Here is a 15,366-nt window from a genome sequence, read left to right on the forward strand (position 1 = left end):
CTACAGGGTCCCGGCCTGCAACCGGTAGCCGCTGCCGAGGAACGAGGCCGCGATCGACTGCCGCAGCAGTCGCCATCCAGGCACATACAACCAACGACACCCCAACCCACTACCCAAGTAGCATTCGGCCCACCCCCGGGCCGCCCTAGACTGCCTGCATCTTCCAGGGCGGAGCCCGTCGCCATGCAGTCATTTTCCAGCGAAGGCGTGATCAGCGCCGTCTCGCGCGCCAGCGCTGCCGAGCAAGTGGCCCAGGAACTGGCCAGCCAGTTGCTGCACCCGCACCTGGGCTTTGTGTTGTTTTTCTGTTCTGCCAGCTACGACCTGCCATCCCTCGCCCAGGCGTTGCAGCAAAGCTTCGGCGGTATTCGCCTGGCCGGTTGCACCAGCGCGGGTGAGATCACCCCCCAGGGCTACGGCCGGGGCTGCGTGACCGCCCTGGGTTTCGATCACCGACAATTCTCCATTGCCGCCGAACGCATCGATGCCATGGAGCAGTTCAGCCTGTTCCAGGCCCAGGCGATGGTCGAGCGCCTGGTGACGGGCTGTCGCAGCAACAGCCTGGCGCCGATCAAGGGCCACAGCTTCGCCCTGACCCTGCTCGACGGGCTTTCCAGCCGCGAGGAAACCGTGCTTGCCGCCCTGAGCGCCGCCCTCGGAGATATCCCGCATTTCGGCGGCTCGGCCGGAGACGACAACCAGTTGAGCCACACCCATGTGTACTTCGAGGGTGCCTTCCACAGTGGCGCGGCGGTGGTGTTGCTGGTGAACACCGGGCTGGACTTTGAAGTCTTCACCACCCACCACCTCGAACCGCGGGGCGAAAAACTGGTAGTCACCCGCGCCGATCGCCAGTTGCGCCGCGTGCATGAACTCAACGCCGAGCCTGCGGCCGAGGAGTACGCCCGGCTGATCGGCATACCGGTGAGTGAGCTGGATCACCGGATCTTCGCCGCTCACCCCTTGGCAGTGCGGCTCAACCAGCGTTACTACGTGCGGGCGATCCAGCAGGTGCATGACGATCTCAGCTTGAGTTTCTACTGCGCCGTGGAGAACGGCATCGTGCTCACCGCCATGCGTCCAGGGCCGATGCTGGCGAACTTGCACAACCTTTTCGACGGCCTGCAGCAACGCCTGGGGCCTTTGCTGGTGACCATCGGTTGCGACTGCTTTCTGCGTCGCCTGGAGCTTGACGGCAGCGACAACCTGGCCGCCGTCGGTACCTATTTGCGCAGCCAGCAGGTGCTGGGTTTCAACTCCTATGGGGAACAGTTCAATGGCACGCACATCAACCAGACCTTCACCGGCGTTGCCATCGGACGGCCCCGCCAGCGTCTCGAACCTTGAGCTCGAAGCGCTGCGCCACGCCAATCAAAAGCTTGAACGCATCAACGCGGCTCTGATCGAACGCCTGGAGTCCGGGGCGCGTCCCGATGATGCCTATGCCGCGTTCCAGCATTCGGTGGTGCTGGCCGAACAGGTCCGCGAGCGCACCGATGCGCTTAACCAGACCCTGGTCGAGCTCAAGGCCAGCAACCACTTGCTCAGCGACGCCCGCTTGCGCGCCGAGACCGCGCACCAGCACCTGGTCGATGCTATCGAGAGCATCTCCGATGCCTTTGTATTGTTCGACCCGGGCTTGCGCATTGTGCTGTTCAACAGCCGTTTCAAGGCATTCTGGGCCAACAGCCGGATTCGCATCATCAGCGGCATGCGCCTGGCCGAGGTCAAGCGCCTGATGCAAAGCACCGGGCTGTTCAATGAAGAGCAACGCGGCGCCAGTGACGATCACTGGGTCTACCGCTTGCACAACGGTCGCTGGTTGCAGGTCAGCGAACGGCCGACCCGTGACGGCGGGCGGGTCATGCTGTTCACCGACATCACCGAACTCAAGCACAGCGAAACCCGCCGCCGCGAGCAGGCGGTGGCGCAAAAGTCGCACTTGTTGCAACGGGCCGTCGACAACCTGTCCCAGGGCGTGGCCATGGTCAATGCCGAGGGCGTGCTGGAGTTGTGGAACCGGCGGTTTCTCGAACTCAGCGGCCTGGCGCCGATTGCGGCACACCGACCCTTCGCCGAAGTAATTGCCGACAGCGAACTGGCCTTGTTGACGCCCGAGAGTCGCGATGACAACGGTCGCGCTATCCACGAGCGGGAGCAGCGCCTGTATGACGGGCGGATGCTGGAGATTCGCACGCATCCGCTGCCCACCGGCGGCTTCGTCAACACCTTCACCGACATCACCGAGCGCTACCTGCATGCCGAGGCACTGAGCGAGAGCGAGCGCTGGATACGCCTGATCACCGACCATGTGCCGGCGCTGATCGCCTACCTCAATGCCGAACTGGTCTACGAGTTCACCAACCAGGTGTACGAGCAATGGTACTGCTGGCCGCGCGGGGTGATGCTGGGGCAGAACCTGCGCGAGGTACACAGCCCCGCGCATTACCTGCGCCTGGAAGGCTACATTGCCAGGGCGCTGGGCGGGGAAAGCGTGACATTCGAGTGCGCCGAGACCCACGTCAACGGCCAGGAGCGCTATATGCTGCGCTCCTATGTACCCAACCGTGCCGCCAGCGGCGAAGTCGTGGGGATCTTCGTGCTCATCCGCGACATCACCGAGCGCCGGCGCACCGCCGAAGCCCTGCACCAGGCCTACCAGAACCTTGAGGTGCGGGTGCGTGAACGTACCGCCGAACTGACTCGCGCCAAGCAGGAGGCCGAGCAGGCCAACCTGTCCAAGACCAAGTTTCTCGCCGCCGTCAGCCATGACCTGCTGCAACCGCTGAATGCTGCGCGGTTGTTCACCAGTGCCTTGCTCGAACAGCAGAGTGCCAATCCTGCCCTGGTGCGTAGTGTCAGCCACTCCCTGGACGATGTGGAAAGCCTGCTCGGTACCTTGGTCGATATCTCCAAACTGGATGCGGGGGTGATCAAGGCGGACCTGGCCACCTTCGCACTGGGCGACTTGCTCGACAATCTGGCCACCGAATTTGCCCACGCCGCCAGCAATGAGGGGCTGCGCCTGGCCTATCGCCCCTGCAGCCTGTTTGTGCGCAGCGATGTCCAGTTGCTGGCGCGGATCTTGCGCAACCTGTTGAGCAATGCCATCCGCTATACCCCGAGCGGCCGCGTGTTGCTCGGATGCCGGCGTCGCAGGGGGAGCGTATGGATAGAGGTCTGGGACACTGGCATTGGCATTGCCGAAGACAAACGTGAAGAGATCTTCCAGGAGTTCAAGCGTGGTGATGTGCAGCGGCCGGATCAGGACCGCGGCCTGGGGCTGGGGCTGGCCATTGTCGAGAAAATTGCCGGCATTCTCAGCCACCGCCTGCAATTGCGCTCGGTGCCGGGCAAAGGCTCGGTGTTTGCCCTGGAGGTGCCGTGCAGTCGCCAGGTAAGCCGTTCAATTCACACGGCGCCACGGGTAGAGCCGCTGGGTGAGCGACTGGTGGGGGCGCGGATCTGGGTGCTGGATAACGACAAGGCCATCTGCACGGCCATGGCCACGCTGCTGGAGCAATGGGGCTGTGAAGTGGTCGTCGCCCTGAGCGAGCAGGACCTGGCCCGGCAAGTGGCGATCAATACGGCCGTGGCCGATGTGCTGATTGCCGACTACCACCTGGACGGCGGGCGCACGGGTATCGATGCGGTGGCGGCGATCAATGCCCAGCGTCGAACGCCGCTGCCGGCATTTATGATCACAGCCAACTACAGCAACGAACTCAAGCAGCAGGTGCGCGAGCGGGGCCACACGTTGCTGCACAAACCTGTGCGTCCAATGAAGCTCAAGGCGGCCATCAGCCACCTGATCGGCGGTGAAGTCAACGTGGCAGGCGCCCGCTGACAAAGTGGGCGACATCGTTGTAGCCGTGGGTGGAAGCGTGGCCGGGGGGCACTAGCGCGTCGACGAAGGCTTCGTCTTCGGCGCTGATCTTCACCTGCAGTGCACCGCTGTAGGTGTCCCACTGGGCCTGGGTGCGCGGGCCGACGATAGCCGAGCTGACCAGTTGGTTGTTGAGGACCCAGGCAATCGCGAACTCGACCATGCCCACACCTTTTTCCTGGGTGTAGGCGTGGATCTTCTGGGCGATGGCCAGCGACGCGGGGCGCCATTCGGTTTCCAGGATGCGTTTGTCCTGGCGCCCGGCGCGGCTGTTGGCGTCAGGGGCTGCGTCGGGTGCGTACTTGCCGCTGAGGACACCGCGGGCCAGGGGGCTGAAGGGCACGACGCCCAGGCCGTGATACGCCGCGGCCTGCAACTGCTCGGGTTCGGCCTGACGGTTGACGATGTTGTACAGCGGCTGGCTGACCACGGGCTTGGCGACGCCCAGGTGCTCGGCCACATTGCAGATCTCGGCAATGCGCCAGCCGCGGAAATTGGACACGCCCCAGTGGCGAATCTTGCCCTGGCGCAGCAGCTCACCCATGGCGGTGACGGTAACCTCGAGCGGCGTGCCGTGGTCTTCGCGGTGCAGGTAGTAGATATCCAGGTAGTCGGTGCCCAGACGGGTCAGGCTGGCCTCGATGGCATTGAAGATATGCTTGCGGTTCAGGCCGCTGCGGTTGGGGATGCCCTCGGCGGCGCCGAAGCCGACCTTGCTGGCCAGCACCCAGTCGTGGCGGTTGCGAGCGATGGCCTCACCGACGATTTCCTCGCTGCGCCCGGCGTTGTAGACGTCGGCGGTGTCGATGAAGTTGATGCCCTGATCCCAGGCCTTGGCGATGATGCGCAGCGAATCTTCAGGGCGGGTCTGTTCGCCGAACATCATGCTGCCCAGGGTCAGGGCAGACACCTGCAGGCCGCTGCGGCCCAGTGGACGGTAGATCATGATCGTGTATCCCGTGGCGGTTTGGATCCGGTCTGTTCTACACAGGATTGAGGGGGTTATCCATCCCGGCGTTTCGCTCCCACCTGGCGACTGCAGTGCAGTCGATCGCAGCTTCGTTCGTCGGCAGCGGCAACAGGTTGCCCGTGTAGCCGCTGGCGACAGCCTGCGATCGACCGCGCAGCGGTCGTGGTTCAAGGCAGTTACCGTTGCTCGGCCAGGGCTGGGGAGGTGCGTGTGCGCGACACGCGCAGCGCCACCAGGCTACCCACCACGATCAACCCCGCCAGCGAGTACAACGCTGCATCGGTCGAGCCCGTCTGGTCCTTGATGAAGCCCACCAGGTAAGGACTCAGGAACCCCGCCATCTGCCCCACCGAGTTGATGATGGCCAGGCCTGCCACCGCTGTACCGGCGCTGAGCAGGGCGGTCGGCATCGGCCAGAACATCGGCAGGCCGGTGAGGGCGCCCATGGTGGCGATGCTCAAGCCGAGGATGGCGATCACCGGACTATGAGCGAAGTTGACGGCAATCAGCAAACCCAGGGCGCCCATCAGCATGGGGACCACCAAGTGCCAGCGGCGCTCGTTGCGCAGGTCTGCCGAACGGCCCACCAGCAGCATGAACACGCCGGCCAGCAGGTACGGAATGGCGCTCAACCAGCCGATCAGCAGGGCATCGCTGAAGCCCAGGCTCTTGATGATCGAGGGTAGCCAGAAGTTGATCGCATACACGCCGCTCTGGATGCAGAAGTACACGAAGCCGAAGGTCCAGATCATCGGGTTGGTGAACACCGACAGCAGGGTGTCGCTGGTGGTCACGGGCTTGCTGGCCGCATCGATCGCCAGGTCGTGCTTGATGATCTCGCGCTCGGCCGGGCTCAGCCATTTGGCTGTGGCGTAGCCGTCGCTGAGCAGGAATACCGCCATGAAACCCAGCAGCACGGTCGGCAGGCCCTGGATCAGGAACATCCACTGCCAGCCGGCCAGGCCATGTTGGCCGGCGGCGAAGTGGTTGAGGATCCAGCCGGAGAACGGTCCGCCCAACAGGCCCGAAACCGGGATCGCCGACATGAACAGCGCCATGATCCGCCCGCGACGGGTAGCCGGGAACCAGCGCGAGAGGTACAGCACGATGCCGGGGAAGAAGCCCGCTTCGGCCGCACCGGTAAACAGGCGCAGCACGTAGAACTCCATGGGCGTGGTGACGAACAGCAGGCAGGTCGACAACGTCCCCCAGGCGATCATCATCAACGCAATCCAGCGCCGCGGGCCGAAGCGGTTGAGCGCCAGGTTGCTGGGCAGGCCACAGAGGACGTAGCCGATGAAGAAGATCCCGGCGCCGAGGCCGTAGATGGTTTCACTGAACTTCAGTGCGTCGAGCATCTGCAACTTGGCAAAGCCAACGTTGACCCGGTCCAGGTAGTTGAACAGGTAGCAGATGAAGATGAAGGGGATCAGCCGCAAGGTGATGCGCCGATACAGCGCGTTGCGGGTGTCGTCTTGGCCTTGGTCAGGGGCAGGGCTGTATGACATGATTTGCTCTCTGTTGTTATGTTTATCACAGCAACCTTCGTCGAGGCGGCTTGCGATGAGTCTCGGTGAGCGGACCGTGGCTGTCTTTGTGCTTTTGCACAGCATTTTCAGCGGCCTGCTGTGCCGCGGACCAATCATTGCGACAACAAGGATCCTCCCATGTTCGAGCTGGACCATGACCTGGCGCAAGATATCGTCGATCGGGCGATGGCCATCCTGCCCTGCAACGTCAACGTCATGGACAGCCAGGGCCTGATCCTGGGCAGTGGCGAACCGGAGCGTATCAATACCCGCCACGAAGGGGCGCAGCTGGTATTGGCCAATGGTCGGATTGTCGAGCTCGATGCCGAGGCCGCCAAGTGCCTCAAGGGCGTACAGCCGGGCGTCAACCTGCCGCTGCTGCTCGACGGCCGATTGATCGGCGTGCTGGGCCTGACCGGCGACCCCCAGCAACTGCGCACCTATGCCGAACTGGTGCGCATGACTGCAGAAATGCTCCTCGCCCAGCGTTATCTGCAAGTCGAGCAGCAGTGGCGGCGGCAACGCTGCGATGACCTGCTGGCCTTGCTCCTGGGCGGTACCGGCGATTCGCCACGGCTGGTGGATGAAGCCCGGCAACTGGGGCTCAAGCCACAGTTGCCGCGCATTCCCTGCCTGTTCGAGCTGGCTGCCGGTCCGGGCGCCGAGACCTTGGCCAGTTGGTTGATGAGCCGTTACCCAGACAGCTGGTGCGTCAGCCCCGCCCGACAGTCGTTGCTCTGGTGTCGGCCCGCCAGCGTGGCCCTGGATGAGGCGCGGTTGCTGGAAAAGCTGCAGCGTCACGGCTGGGAGGTGCAGCGCCTGGCCTGCGGCGGTGCTGCACAAAGCCCGGAACAGCTGCGCCGAGGCTATCGACGGGTGCGCGACCTGCAAGCTTATGGGCGCGAGGTATTGCCCACCGAACGCATTCTCACGCTTTCGCGTTATCGCCTGCCGGCGCTGTTGTGGCGCCATCGCAACGACGACACCCTGGATGAATTGCTCGAGCCGCTGCAGCGCATTCGCGCCAAGGACAGCAGCGGCCAGTTGCTGGCAACCCTGCGCGCCTGGTGCAACCACGACGGCCAGAGCCAGGCGTGTGCCGATGCCCTGGGTATTCACCGTAACAGTTTGCGCTATCGCCTGGAGCGCATTGCTGAATTGAGCGAGGTCGACCCGCTGCGTCTCGAAGGGCTGCTCAGTCTGTACCTGGGCCTGCAATTGCTGCCCGCCGACAGCTGATTGGGCAAAGTGACCAAAGCCCGGGCACTGCCTTTGTGCATCCGACCGAGGCTCTCGCGTTACCCAGCTGTCAGCATGCAGCGATCTGGAGCAGGAGAATCACAATGAAAATCGTCATCGCCCCCGACTCGTTCAAGGACAGCCTCAGCGCCGAAGGGGTGGCCGATGCCATTGCCCTGGGCCTGGCGCAGGTTTGGCCCGATGCGCACTTGGTGAAATGCCCGATGGCCGACGGGGGGGAAGGCACGATGGAGGCGATCGTGGCGGCATGCGCCGGCGAGTTGCGCAGCCTGCAGGTACGGGGGCCGTTGGCCGAGCCTGTGCATGCTGGTTGGGGCTGGTTGGCGGACTCTCGCACTGCAATTATCGAGATGGCCCAGGCCAGCGGCCTGCAGTTATTGGGCCTGGCGCAGCGCGATGCCTGCCGCAGCAGCACTTACGGCACCGGTCAGTTGATTGGCGCCGCCCTCGACGCCGGCGCCCGGCGCATCATCCTGGCCATCGGCGGCAGTGCCACCAACGATGCGGGCAGCGGCATGCTGCGTGCGCTTGGGGTACGAATGTTCGATGCCCAGGGAGCGGAGCTGGTCGAGGGCGGCCTGGCGCTGGCCCGCCTGGCCCGCCTGGATGCCAGCGGTCTTGATCCGCGCCTGGCGCAGGTGCAGCTGGAAGTGGCGGCAGACGTCGACAATCCCTTGTGTGGCGCCAATGGTGCCTCGGCGATTTTCGGGCCACAGAAAGGTGCCAGTGCCGGGCAAGTACAAGCCCTTGACCATGCCCTGGGGCATTTTGCCGACCACTGCGCGCAGTGCCTGGGGCAGGACGTGCGTGACTTTCCGGGTTGCGGCGCCGCCGGCGGCATGGGCTTTGCGGCCAAGGCCTTTATGCAGGCGGCATTCCGCCCCGGTATCGAGGTGGTTGCAGAACTCGCCGGGCTGGAGCAGGCAGTGCAGGGCGCCGACCTGGTGATCACCGGCGAGGGGCGTTTCGATGCGCAGACCCTGCGCGGCAAAACACCGTTCGGCGTTGCCCGTGTCGCCCGGCGTCACGCGGTGCCGGTGGTGGTGATTGCCGGAACCCTGGGTGAAGGCTATGAGCAGCTCTATGCCCACGGCATCGATGCTGCCTTTGCCCTGACCAATGGGCCGATGAGCCTTGAGCAGGCCTGCGCCCAGGCAGCGCCGCTACTGCAGGCGCGGGCGCAAGACATCGCCCGCCTGTGGCGCTGCGCGGGCACCCCTCAGGGTTGAGCCAGGCCGCCGCGGTGACCGCTGTGGTCACCGTGGCTGGCCTGGGTGTCGGCAGGCTGGACCTTCACCAGCACCTCGACCTTGCCGGCATTCTTGAACTCCAGCGTCAGGGGGAACTGCTCACCGGCCTTCAATGGCTGTTCCATGCCCGACAACATCACATGGTTGGCACCAGGCTGGAAAGTCACCTCGCCATGGGCGGGAATCGCCAGGGCGGGAGCGTGGTGCATTGGCATCAGGCCGTCGCTGGAAGACTGCACATGGATCATCGACTTCTGCGCACGCGGGCTGCTGGCGCCGACCAGTTCATCGGCCTGGCTGCCGGTGTTGTGCACGGTGAAATAGGCCGCGCCACCGAGTAGCCCGGCGGGCAGCTCCCGCGACCAGGGTTGCTCGATCAGCAGTGCGCCGGCTTTGTATTCCTGGGCAAGGGCCGGTACAGCACACACCATCAGCGCGGTCAGCGCAAACACTCGAATGTTCATGGCCAGCTCCTTGTCGTCAGCGGCGTAAAAAGGGGACTATTGGACGCTTGCCTGCTGAACCGGCTGCAAACGGTCGGTCTCTTCCTGCAGATAGCCCAGCACGGCGGCAATCTCCAGCTCGCCCAGGCGCAGGTTGGGCATCGCCAGGCGGTTGTACTGCTCATACAAGGTCATGGCCAACGGGTCTTTCTCGGCCAGCATCACATCCGGCTCCTTGAGCCAGCGCTTGAGCCAGGCCGGGTCGCGCTGGCGGTTCACCCCCAGCAGGTCCGGGCCGATGCTGCGCATGCCGGCATGCTGGGTGTCGCCCAGGGTGTGGCAGGAGGAGCAGCGGGTGCGGTAGATTTGCTCGCCCGCGCTGGGTGGACGAATGGTGGTCGCCTGGGCCTGGTTGTTGGTCTGGGTGCTGGCCAGCTTCCAGTTGTGCAGGCTTTTGCCCAGGCGGTCGGCGAGCACGTAGGGGTTCTCGAAGGGCGAGGCTTTCATCCAGCGGCCAGTGCCCTGGTTGCCGATAATCAGGCTCAGGTTGTGGTCCTTGGTGTTGCCGTCGTCCACGCCCTTGATGAACAGGCCCAGCGATTGGCGCAATTGACTGATGTCGTCCTTGCGCCCAGTGAGGAACTGCCAGCCAGGACCCACCTGGAATTTGCCGGCGTACTGCTTGAGGGTTTCCGGTGTATCGGTCTCCGGGTCGATGCTGATCGAGTAGAAGAACACATCGCGCCCGACCCGCTCGCCCAGCAGCTTCTGGACCTGGCGCAGGCGTGCGGTTTCCAGTGGGCAGGAGTCGGTGCAGGAGGTGAAGATAAAGTTGATCGCCACCACCTTGTCCTTGATCAGGTCGTCGAAGAAGCGCACCGACTGCCCGTCCTGGTTGATCAGCACGGTATTGGGAAAGTAGTTCTCGCCCCACTGTTGCGCCGGGTCGCTGTCGGGCACTGCCGCCGATGCCCACTGGGCACTGCACAACGTCAACAGCAGCAAGCAGCAGCGCAGTGTCGCAGAGGTTTGCCTGCCCATGCCTCTATCTCCTAAAGGCCCCCGTCCAGCCTGCCGGACGGGGGCGGGGTGGTTTCAACGTACGGTGACAGGCACCGTGACGGCCTTGCCGTTGACCGGCTTGATCGTCACGGTCGGCGGCTGCGCGGGTGCGCTGCCGGTGGTAGTGGCCGACAGGCGCCAGGTGCCGCCCACCAGTACCGAGGCGGTGCCCAGGCTCAACGGGCCGTCGACCATCGCAGCGGTGATCGCCAGGGTGTCGCCGATTTTCAGCGCGCTGGTGCCCATCAGGTCCCAGGTGTAGCGGTTGCCGCTGCGTACCGTGGCCTTGGCGCTGGTGACCTTGATGTTCTGGTCTACCTCCACGGGCGCTGGTGCAACCGCGACGCTGACCTGGCCGGCCAGCTTGGAGATGGCCCCCCGGGCGTCCTTGACCTTGTAGTCGAAGGTCGTGGTGTAGGCGTCGGTGACCGTCGCAGGCGGGGTGAACGTCACCCGGGTACCGTCGGTGCTGACACTGCCGGTGCCCGAGTCGGGCTGCTCCAGGCTGACCACCGCCAACGGCAGGTCGCCATCCGGGTCGCTGTCGTTGGCCAGCACATTGAGGGTGATCGGGCTGCCAGCCTTGGTGGCGCCGCTGTCATTGGTCGCCACCGGCAACTGATTGGGCTTGTCGTCATCGGGGTCCTCGGGGCCACCGTCGTCATCGTCCTTGTCACGGAACGACGGCAGCGCGGCAGAGGCGATGAACTCGACCCCGTCCCAGGTGGGCATGGGCGAAGGCATCAACTGCAATTGCCCCGGGTGCTCCAGGTCGAATCGCAGCAGCATGGAGTTGTCTTCGTGCTGGGTGTTGTGACAGTGCTCCATGAAGGTCCCGGCGAACTCGCGAAAGCGGATGGCCATCTGCACCTCTTCGGAGCTGTCCACCTCGGGGCCGACGCGGTAGAGGTCCTTGCGTGCCCATTTTTCCCATTCCGGCGGCTTCTTGCCGTCGCGATTGAGGATCACCCCTTCTTCGAAGTGCACATGCACTGGGTGGCTCCAGCCATTGCCGCCGTTCTTGATCGTCCACACCTCGAGGGTGCCGTCGCCGCCATAGCCGGCATCGGTCGGGCCGTTGGCCAGCTGCGGCGCGGCGGTAATGCGCCGGGGGTCCATGGAGTAGCCAAAGCCGCCGTCGGTCTTGATCGTCCAGGGGGCCGTATCGGTGCCGTCGGAGCGGCCGAACTCGAAGCTGCGATGCCGGGCCAGCTTGAGCTTGGCCTGCATGGTCGCATCGTCACGGTTGATGGTCAGCGGGATCATGGTCTTGCCAGCCGGCTTACCCGGTTTGGCCGGCTCGTACGCGACCGGGTCCATGCTGGGGTCCTGGCCGCTGTAAGCCTTGACGTTCAGTTGCAGGAACTTGCCCACCACCGGGTCGCCATCGCGCCAGCGTGGGCCTTTGCTGGTCTGGTCGATCACCGCCTTGTACTTCTCCGACAGCACATCGGCCAGCGACACCGCCTCCTTGCTGGGGCCTTTGCCGGTGTCGTGTTCCATCAGGTTGACGAAGAAGATCTTGTCACCGGCTTTGATGCCGTTCTTGCTGAAGTTGATGATGATGTCGTAGCGCTCGGCGATGGCCATGGTCGGCAGGATGCCGTTGTCATCCTTGAGGTCGCCATTGCCGTTGAGGTCCATGCTGCCGTCGAACGGGATGGCGTGTTCCATGAGGTTGCCGTCGTTGGCGATCATGTGGAACGGTACCCGTACATACGAAACACCGGAGCCCTGCGGCCCACGGAACTCGCCACTGGTGCCCTGGACTTCGCGCACCACGGCGATCTTCATGTAGCGCGACACAGAACCATTGAGGATGCGGAAGCGATAGCTGCGTGCGCGCACATCGAAGTAGGGCTTGTACAACCAGTTGACCATCATCTGGTCGCCGATGAAGCCGTCGATGTTGAAGGGGTTGAACCACAACTGGCCGGTCTGGTCCCAGGCCTTGTCGGCAAAGGTCAGGTTGACATCATAGTCGCGGTTGCCCCAGGGCAGTGCCGAGCCGCTGGGCAGGCGCAGGTTGACGCCGTCCTCGAAGGTCTCGTTGCCGCGGTCGATGGCACTGTAGTAGTTCATCATCGCCGCGTTGCCCTTGTAGACGTTGTGGGCGGTGAAATCGAGCATGTGGTCGTGGAACCAGTGGGTGCTCATGGTCTCGCGCCAGTCACCGCGAATCTTGATGCTGCCGTTCTCGCAGCTTTTCAGCCCCGGGCTCGCGTCGTTGACCCAGAGTGTTTCGCCAGGCGCGCAAGGGAAGGCTGCGCGGGGGTCCTTGGCGTCGGTGTTGATGGTGTCGTAGCCGGCCAGTTGTACGGGCCAGCGGTAGTCGTAGTACTGGCCGGGAAAGAAAAACGCGTTGGCATAGCCATCGCTTTCGGCCGGGGAGTGGCCGTTGTGCTCGTGGGTGCTGAGGGTGTGCAGGCCGAAGCCGCCGTTGGCCGCCGGGTCGATGGGCAGGCCGTTGTAGTGGCGCATCAGCACCGGCTGGCCATAGCGCACCATGAGCAGCTTGGGCGGCAGGGTGCCGTCGAAGGTCCACAGGTTCTTGTGGTCCTGGATCGGCATGTTGGGGTGAAAACGGATCTCGATGCCCTTGGTCGAACCCTTGGTGGCCGTGACACCGGCGGTATTGTTGTAGAGCCCGTCGGGGCCGAACTCGCCCTTGCTGTAGCCGTGCATCTGCCTGCTGTCACGCAGCCCCTTGTTCACCCGTGCGCCCACTTGCGCGGTCTTTACCGAAGCTTGCGGGTAGAACTCGTTCCAGCGCTGGTGCGACCAGCCCTTTCCGGGTGGCCGTCCTTCCGCGGGCGAACCGACCGGCTGGCGGTTGAGGAAGGTTTCGATCTGCGCTTTCCAGGGGTTGCGATCCAGCACGTTGGCGTACTGGGTCGGGAAGGGGTACAGCCCGGGCTGACGCAAAAAGGCTTCAAGCGCGGGACTGGCAGGGCCGCTGCGGGCGACGCTGTTGGGGTCTTGTTCGGGGGCAGCCCCCACAGTGGGGACCGGGAAAGGCAACGTGCCGGCCTCGACGGTGGGGTCGAGTTTCTCGGTACCGAATTCTTCGTACAGCAGCATTTGCTGGGTAAAGGGCTGGGCCCCGAACAGCGGGCTGGCTTTGCCGTTGGTGGGGTAATTGAACGAGGTTTGCTGGGACGGCGGCAGGGTATTTTCCGTGCGCGGGGTGTTGCGGTCGCCCCATGTGCCGTTGGGCAGGGCCAAGGAACCGTGGTTGCCTTCGGGCAAAAGCTTGAGTTCATCCAGGGCGGCCTGCACGTCAGTGCGTGGCTGGGTGTAGGCCGAAGGGTCGGTGGGTGAGGGCGGGCTTACGTCGTCCATAGGGGCCGCAGTGGCGGTGACGGCACTGAATGTGCCCAGCAATACCGGCAGTACGCCCGGCTGCCTGAGAAAGAAGAGCGATGAACGACGCTTGGAGAACTGATGCATAGCGCTTACCCCGATCCGTACCGTGGGCTGCTTCAGGCCAGCCCGAAGAAATAGCCATTGGCCACTTACGTTGGGCTTAACGCAAAAGTTGAGCCAACCGGCAAACACGCCGCCGCCTGTAATAAAAATGTCTTTTATTCAGTGACTTGGGTACAGAGTTGAGGCAATCGATAGTGCAATAATTATTAGGGTGGGTGTATTTCCCCTAAAGTGGGATCCAACTTTCCCCGTTCGAGCCGATGGTTGGGGGATCAGAGCGGGTCGGCCGGCCCGAGGAGGGAGGGGGTGGCGCCTTCAAGCACGGCCAATTCGCCGAACGACGCCGAGGCATCGATATAGCGCAACGCCGACTTGGCGTCTTTCCAGCCCACGTGATTCATCAGCGCCTTGAGCTCCCAGCCATTGCTGGTCGCCCAGGTGGCAAAGCCCCGGCGCAAGGAGTGGCCGGTATATAAGGAAGCCGGCACGCCCCCACGTTCAAGGATGCGCCGCAGCAGGGCGATAAGGCTATTGCTGTTGAGCGCCTGATCGCCGAGGTTGCCCCAGCGGTCGAGCTTGCGAAACACCGGGCCATGGGCGATGCCTGCCACTTCGATCCATTGCAGGTAGGCCTGAACCGGACACAGCACTTTCAAGGCCGGAGCCTGGTGCCGTACACCCAGTGCCTGACGGTCGCCCTTGCTGCGCGGGAGGTAGATCGACATGCCACGGCCGGCCTGCGCCTGAATATGTTCCACCTGCAAACGCGCCAGTTCATCGCCGCGAAACCCGCGCCAGAAGCCGATCAGCAGCAGAGCCACATCACGGCGCGCGCGCAGTAGCGCGGGGAGGTCGTGCTGCTGCCGGGCTTGGCCGGCCTCGGTCTCCAGCACGGCGACGGCCTGTTGCAGGTGCTGGATCTGCAACGCTGCGGCCTGGCGGGGTTCGGCGGGGTGCAAGGTGCGGATGCCCTTGAGCACCTGGCGCACCATCGGTGCCTTGGTGGGGTCCGGGAAACCCTGGCTCACATGCCATTGTCCCAGCGCTGCCAGGCGTTGCTTGAGGGTGTTGATCGAATGGCTCGCGGCGTGATCGACCAGGTAGCGGGCAATGCTGTCGGCGGTGGCGGGCAGGAACCCGCCCCAACTCACCTCGAAGTGCTCGACGGCGGCCTGATAGCTGCGCCGGGTGTTGTCCCGGGTGGCGGCCTGCAGGTAGCGCTCGATGGTATTCATTGCCGGCCTTTTGAACGTGGTGTGCAAGGTGCGCATTGTAACGCAGCTGTGTTGCGCCGCACGCCGCACGCCGCACGCCGCTTCCGCCTTCGGGATTGGGAGCCGCACGACATCGACGAATCCGAAGATGCTTGCAGCGGCGCCATGTCTTCCGGGTGATAAAGCCCCCGAGCACCTGGCTTCGACCTCCCTTCAGCGACTGTTTAGCGCCAATTTTGCCCTTCAAATGCGATAAGCCGCGATTATTCAATCTTAAAGGATGCTTTTTCAGGCATCATTTTTTTCGTTGAGATACCATGTAA

The 15,366-nt window shown here is 64.0% G+C and carries 10 protein-coding genes; 4 read left to right on the forward strand and 6 right to left on the reverse strand.

What is annotated here, in order from left to right:
- The first annotated feature begins 183 nt into the window (after nt 1-183).
- Complete coding sequence (nosP, locus tag ABVN19_RS09030; RefSeq protein ID WP_105641302.1) at nt 184-1,347, forward strand: nitric oxide-sensing protein NosP; 1,164 nt, start codon at nt 184-186, stop codon at nt 1,345-1,347.
- Nucleotides 1,277-3,847 carry a hybrid sensor histidine kinase/response regulator NahK/ErcS' gene (nahK, locus tag ABVN19_RS09035; protein WP_105641301.1) on the forward strand — a complete coding sequence of 857 codons (2,571 nt, stop codon included), beginning with the start codon at nt 1,277-1,279 and terminating at the stop codon, nt 3,845-3,847. Before nosP ends, nahK begins: the two co-directional genes overlap by 71 nt.
- On the opposite strand, the gene ABVN19_RS09040 is transcribed toward nahK, so the two are convergent.
- Both ABVN19_RS09040 and ABVN19_RS09045 read right to left on the reverse strand, forming a co-directional pair.
- A complete protein-coding gene (locus tag ABVN19_RS09040) occupies nt 3,825-4,832 on the reverse strand; it encodes an aldo/keto reductase (RefSeq protein ID WP_105641300.1) in 1,008 nt (335 codons plus the stop codon). The genes nahK and ABVN19_RS09040 overlap by 23 nt on opposite strands.
- A 200-nt stretch (nt 4,833-5,032) precedes the next feature.
- Nucleotides 5,033-6,364, reverse strand: coding sequence for an MFS transporter (locus ABVN19_RS09045; RefSeq protein WP_028945179.1), 1,332 nt, complete (start codon nt 6,362-6,364; stop codon nt 5,033-5,035).
- A 159-nt stretch (nt 6,365-6,523) separates the two neighbouring features.
- Between ABVN19_RS09045 and ABVN19_RS09050 the strand changes: the two genes are divergently transcribed.
- Both ABVN19_RS09050 and ABVN19_RS09055 read left to right on the forward strand, forming a co-directional pair.
- Nucleotides 6,524-7,624 (forward strand): sugar diacid recognition domain-containing protein, encoded by a 1,101-nt coding sequence (locus ABVN19_RS09050; protein WP_028945180.1) that lies wholly within the window; start codon nt 6,524-6,526, stop codon nt 7,622-7,624.
- A gap of 104 nt (nt 7,625-7,728) precedes the next feature.
- Complete coding sequence (locus tag ABVN19_RS09055) at nt 7,729-8,874, forward strand: glycerate kinase (protein WP_028945181.1); 1,146 nt, start codon at nt 7,729-7,731, stop codon at nt 8,872-8,874.
- On the opposite strand, the gene ABVN19_RS09060 is transcribed toward ABVN19_RS09055, so the two are convergent.
- The 4 genes from ABVN19_RS09060 to ABVN19_RS09075 all read right to left on the reverse strand — a co-directional run bounded on the left by ABVN19_RS09060 (nt 8,865) and on the right by ABVN19_RS09075 (nt 15,064).
- Nucleotides 8,865-9,359, reverse strand: coding sequence for a copper chaperone PCu(A)C (locus tag ABVN19_RS09060; protein WP_036990191.1), 495 nt, complete (start codon nt 9,357-9,359; stop codon nt 8,865-8,867). The two genes, ABVN19_RS09055 and ABVN19_RS09060, sit on opposite strands and share 10 nt — an antisense overlap.
- A gap of 36 nt (nt 9,360-9,395) precedes the next feature.
- The gene (locus ABVN19_RS09065) at nt 9,396-10,379 is read right to left on the reverse strand and encodes an SCO family protein (RefSeq protein WP_105641299.1); all 984 of its coding nucleotides are present in this window, start codon (nt 10,377-10,379) and stop codon (nt 9,396-9,398) included.
- Between the two features lie 54 nt (nt 10,380-10,433).
- Nucleotides 10,434-13,742 carry an Ig-like domain-containing protein gene (locus tag ABVN19_RS09070; protein ID WP_256585786.1) on the reverse strand — a complete coding sequence of 1,103 codons (3,309 nt, stop codon included), beginning with the start codon at nt 13,740-13,742 and terminating at the stop codon, nt 10,434-10,436.
- A gap of 359 nt (nt 13,743-14,101) precedes the next feature.
- Nucleotides 14,102-15,064 (reverse strand): site-specific integrase, encoded by a 963-nt coding sequence (locus tag ABVN19_RS09075; RefSeq protein ID WP_028945185.1) that lies wholly within the window; start codon nt 15,062-15,064, stop codon nt 14,102-14,104.
- Nucleotides 15,065-15,366 lie beyond the last annotated feature (302 nt).

Origin of the sequence: Pseudomonas vranovensis, assembly GCF_040438935.1 — a bacterium.
Lineage (GTDB): Bacteria > Pseudomonadota > Gammaproteobacteria > Pseudomonadales > Pseudomonadaceae > Aquipseudomonas > Aquipseudomonas vranovensis.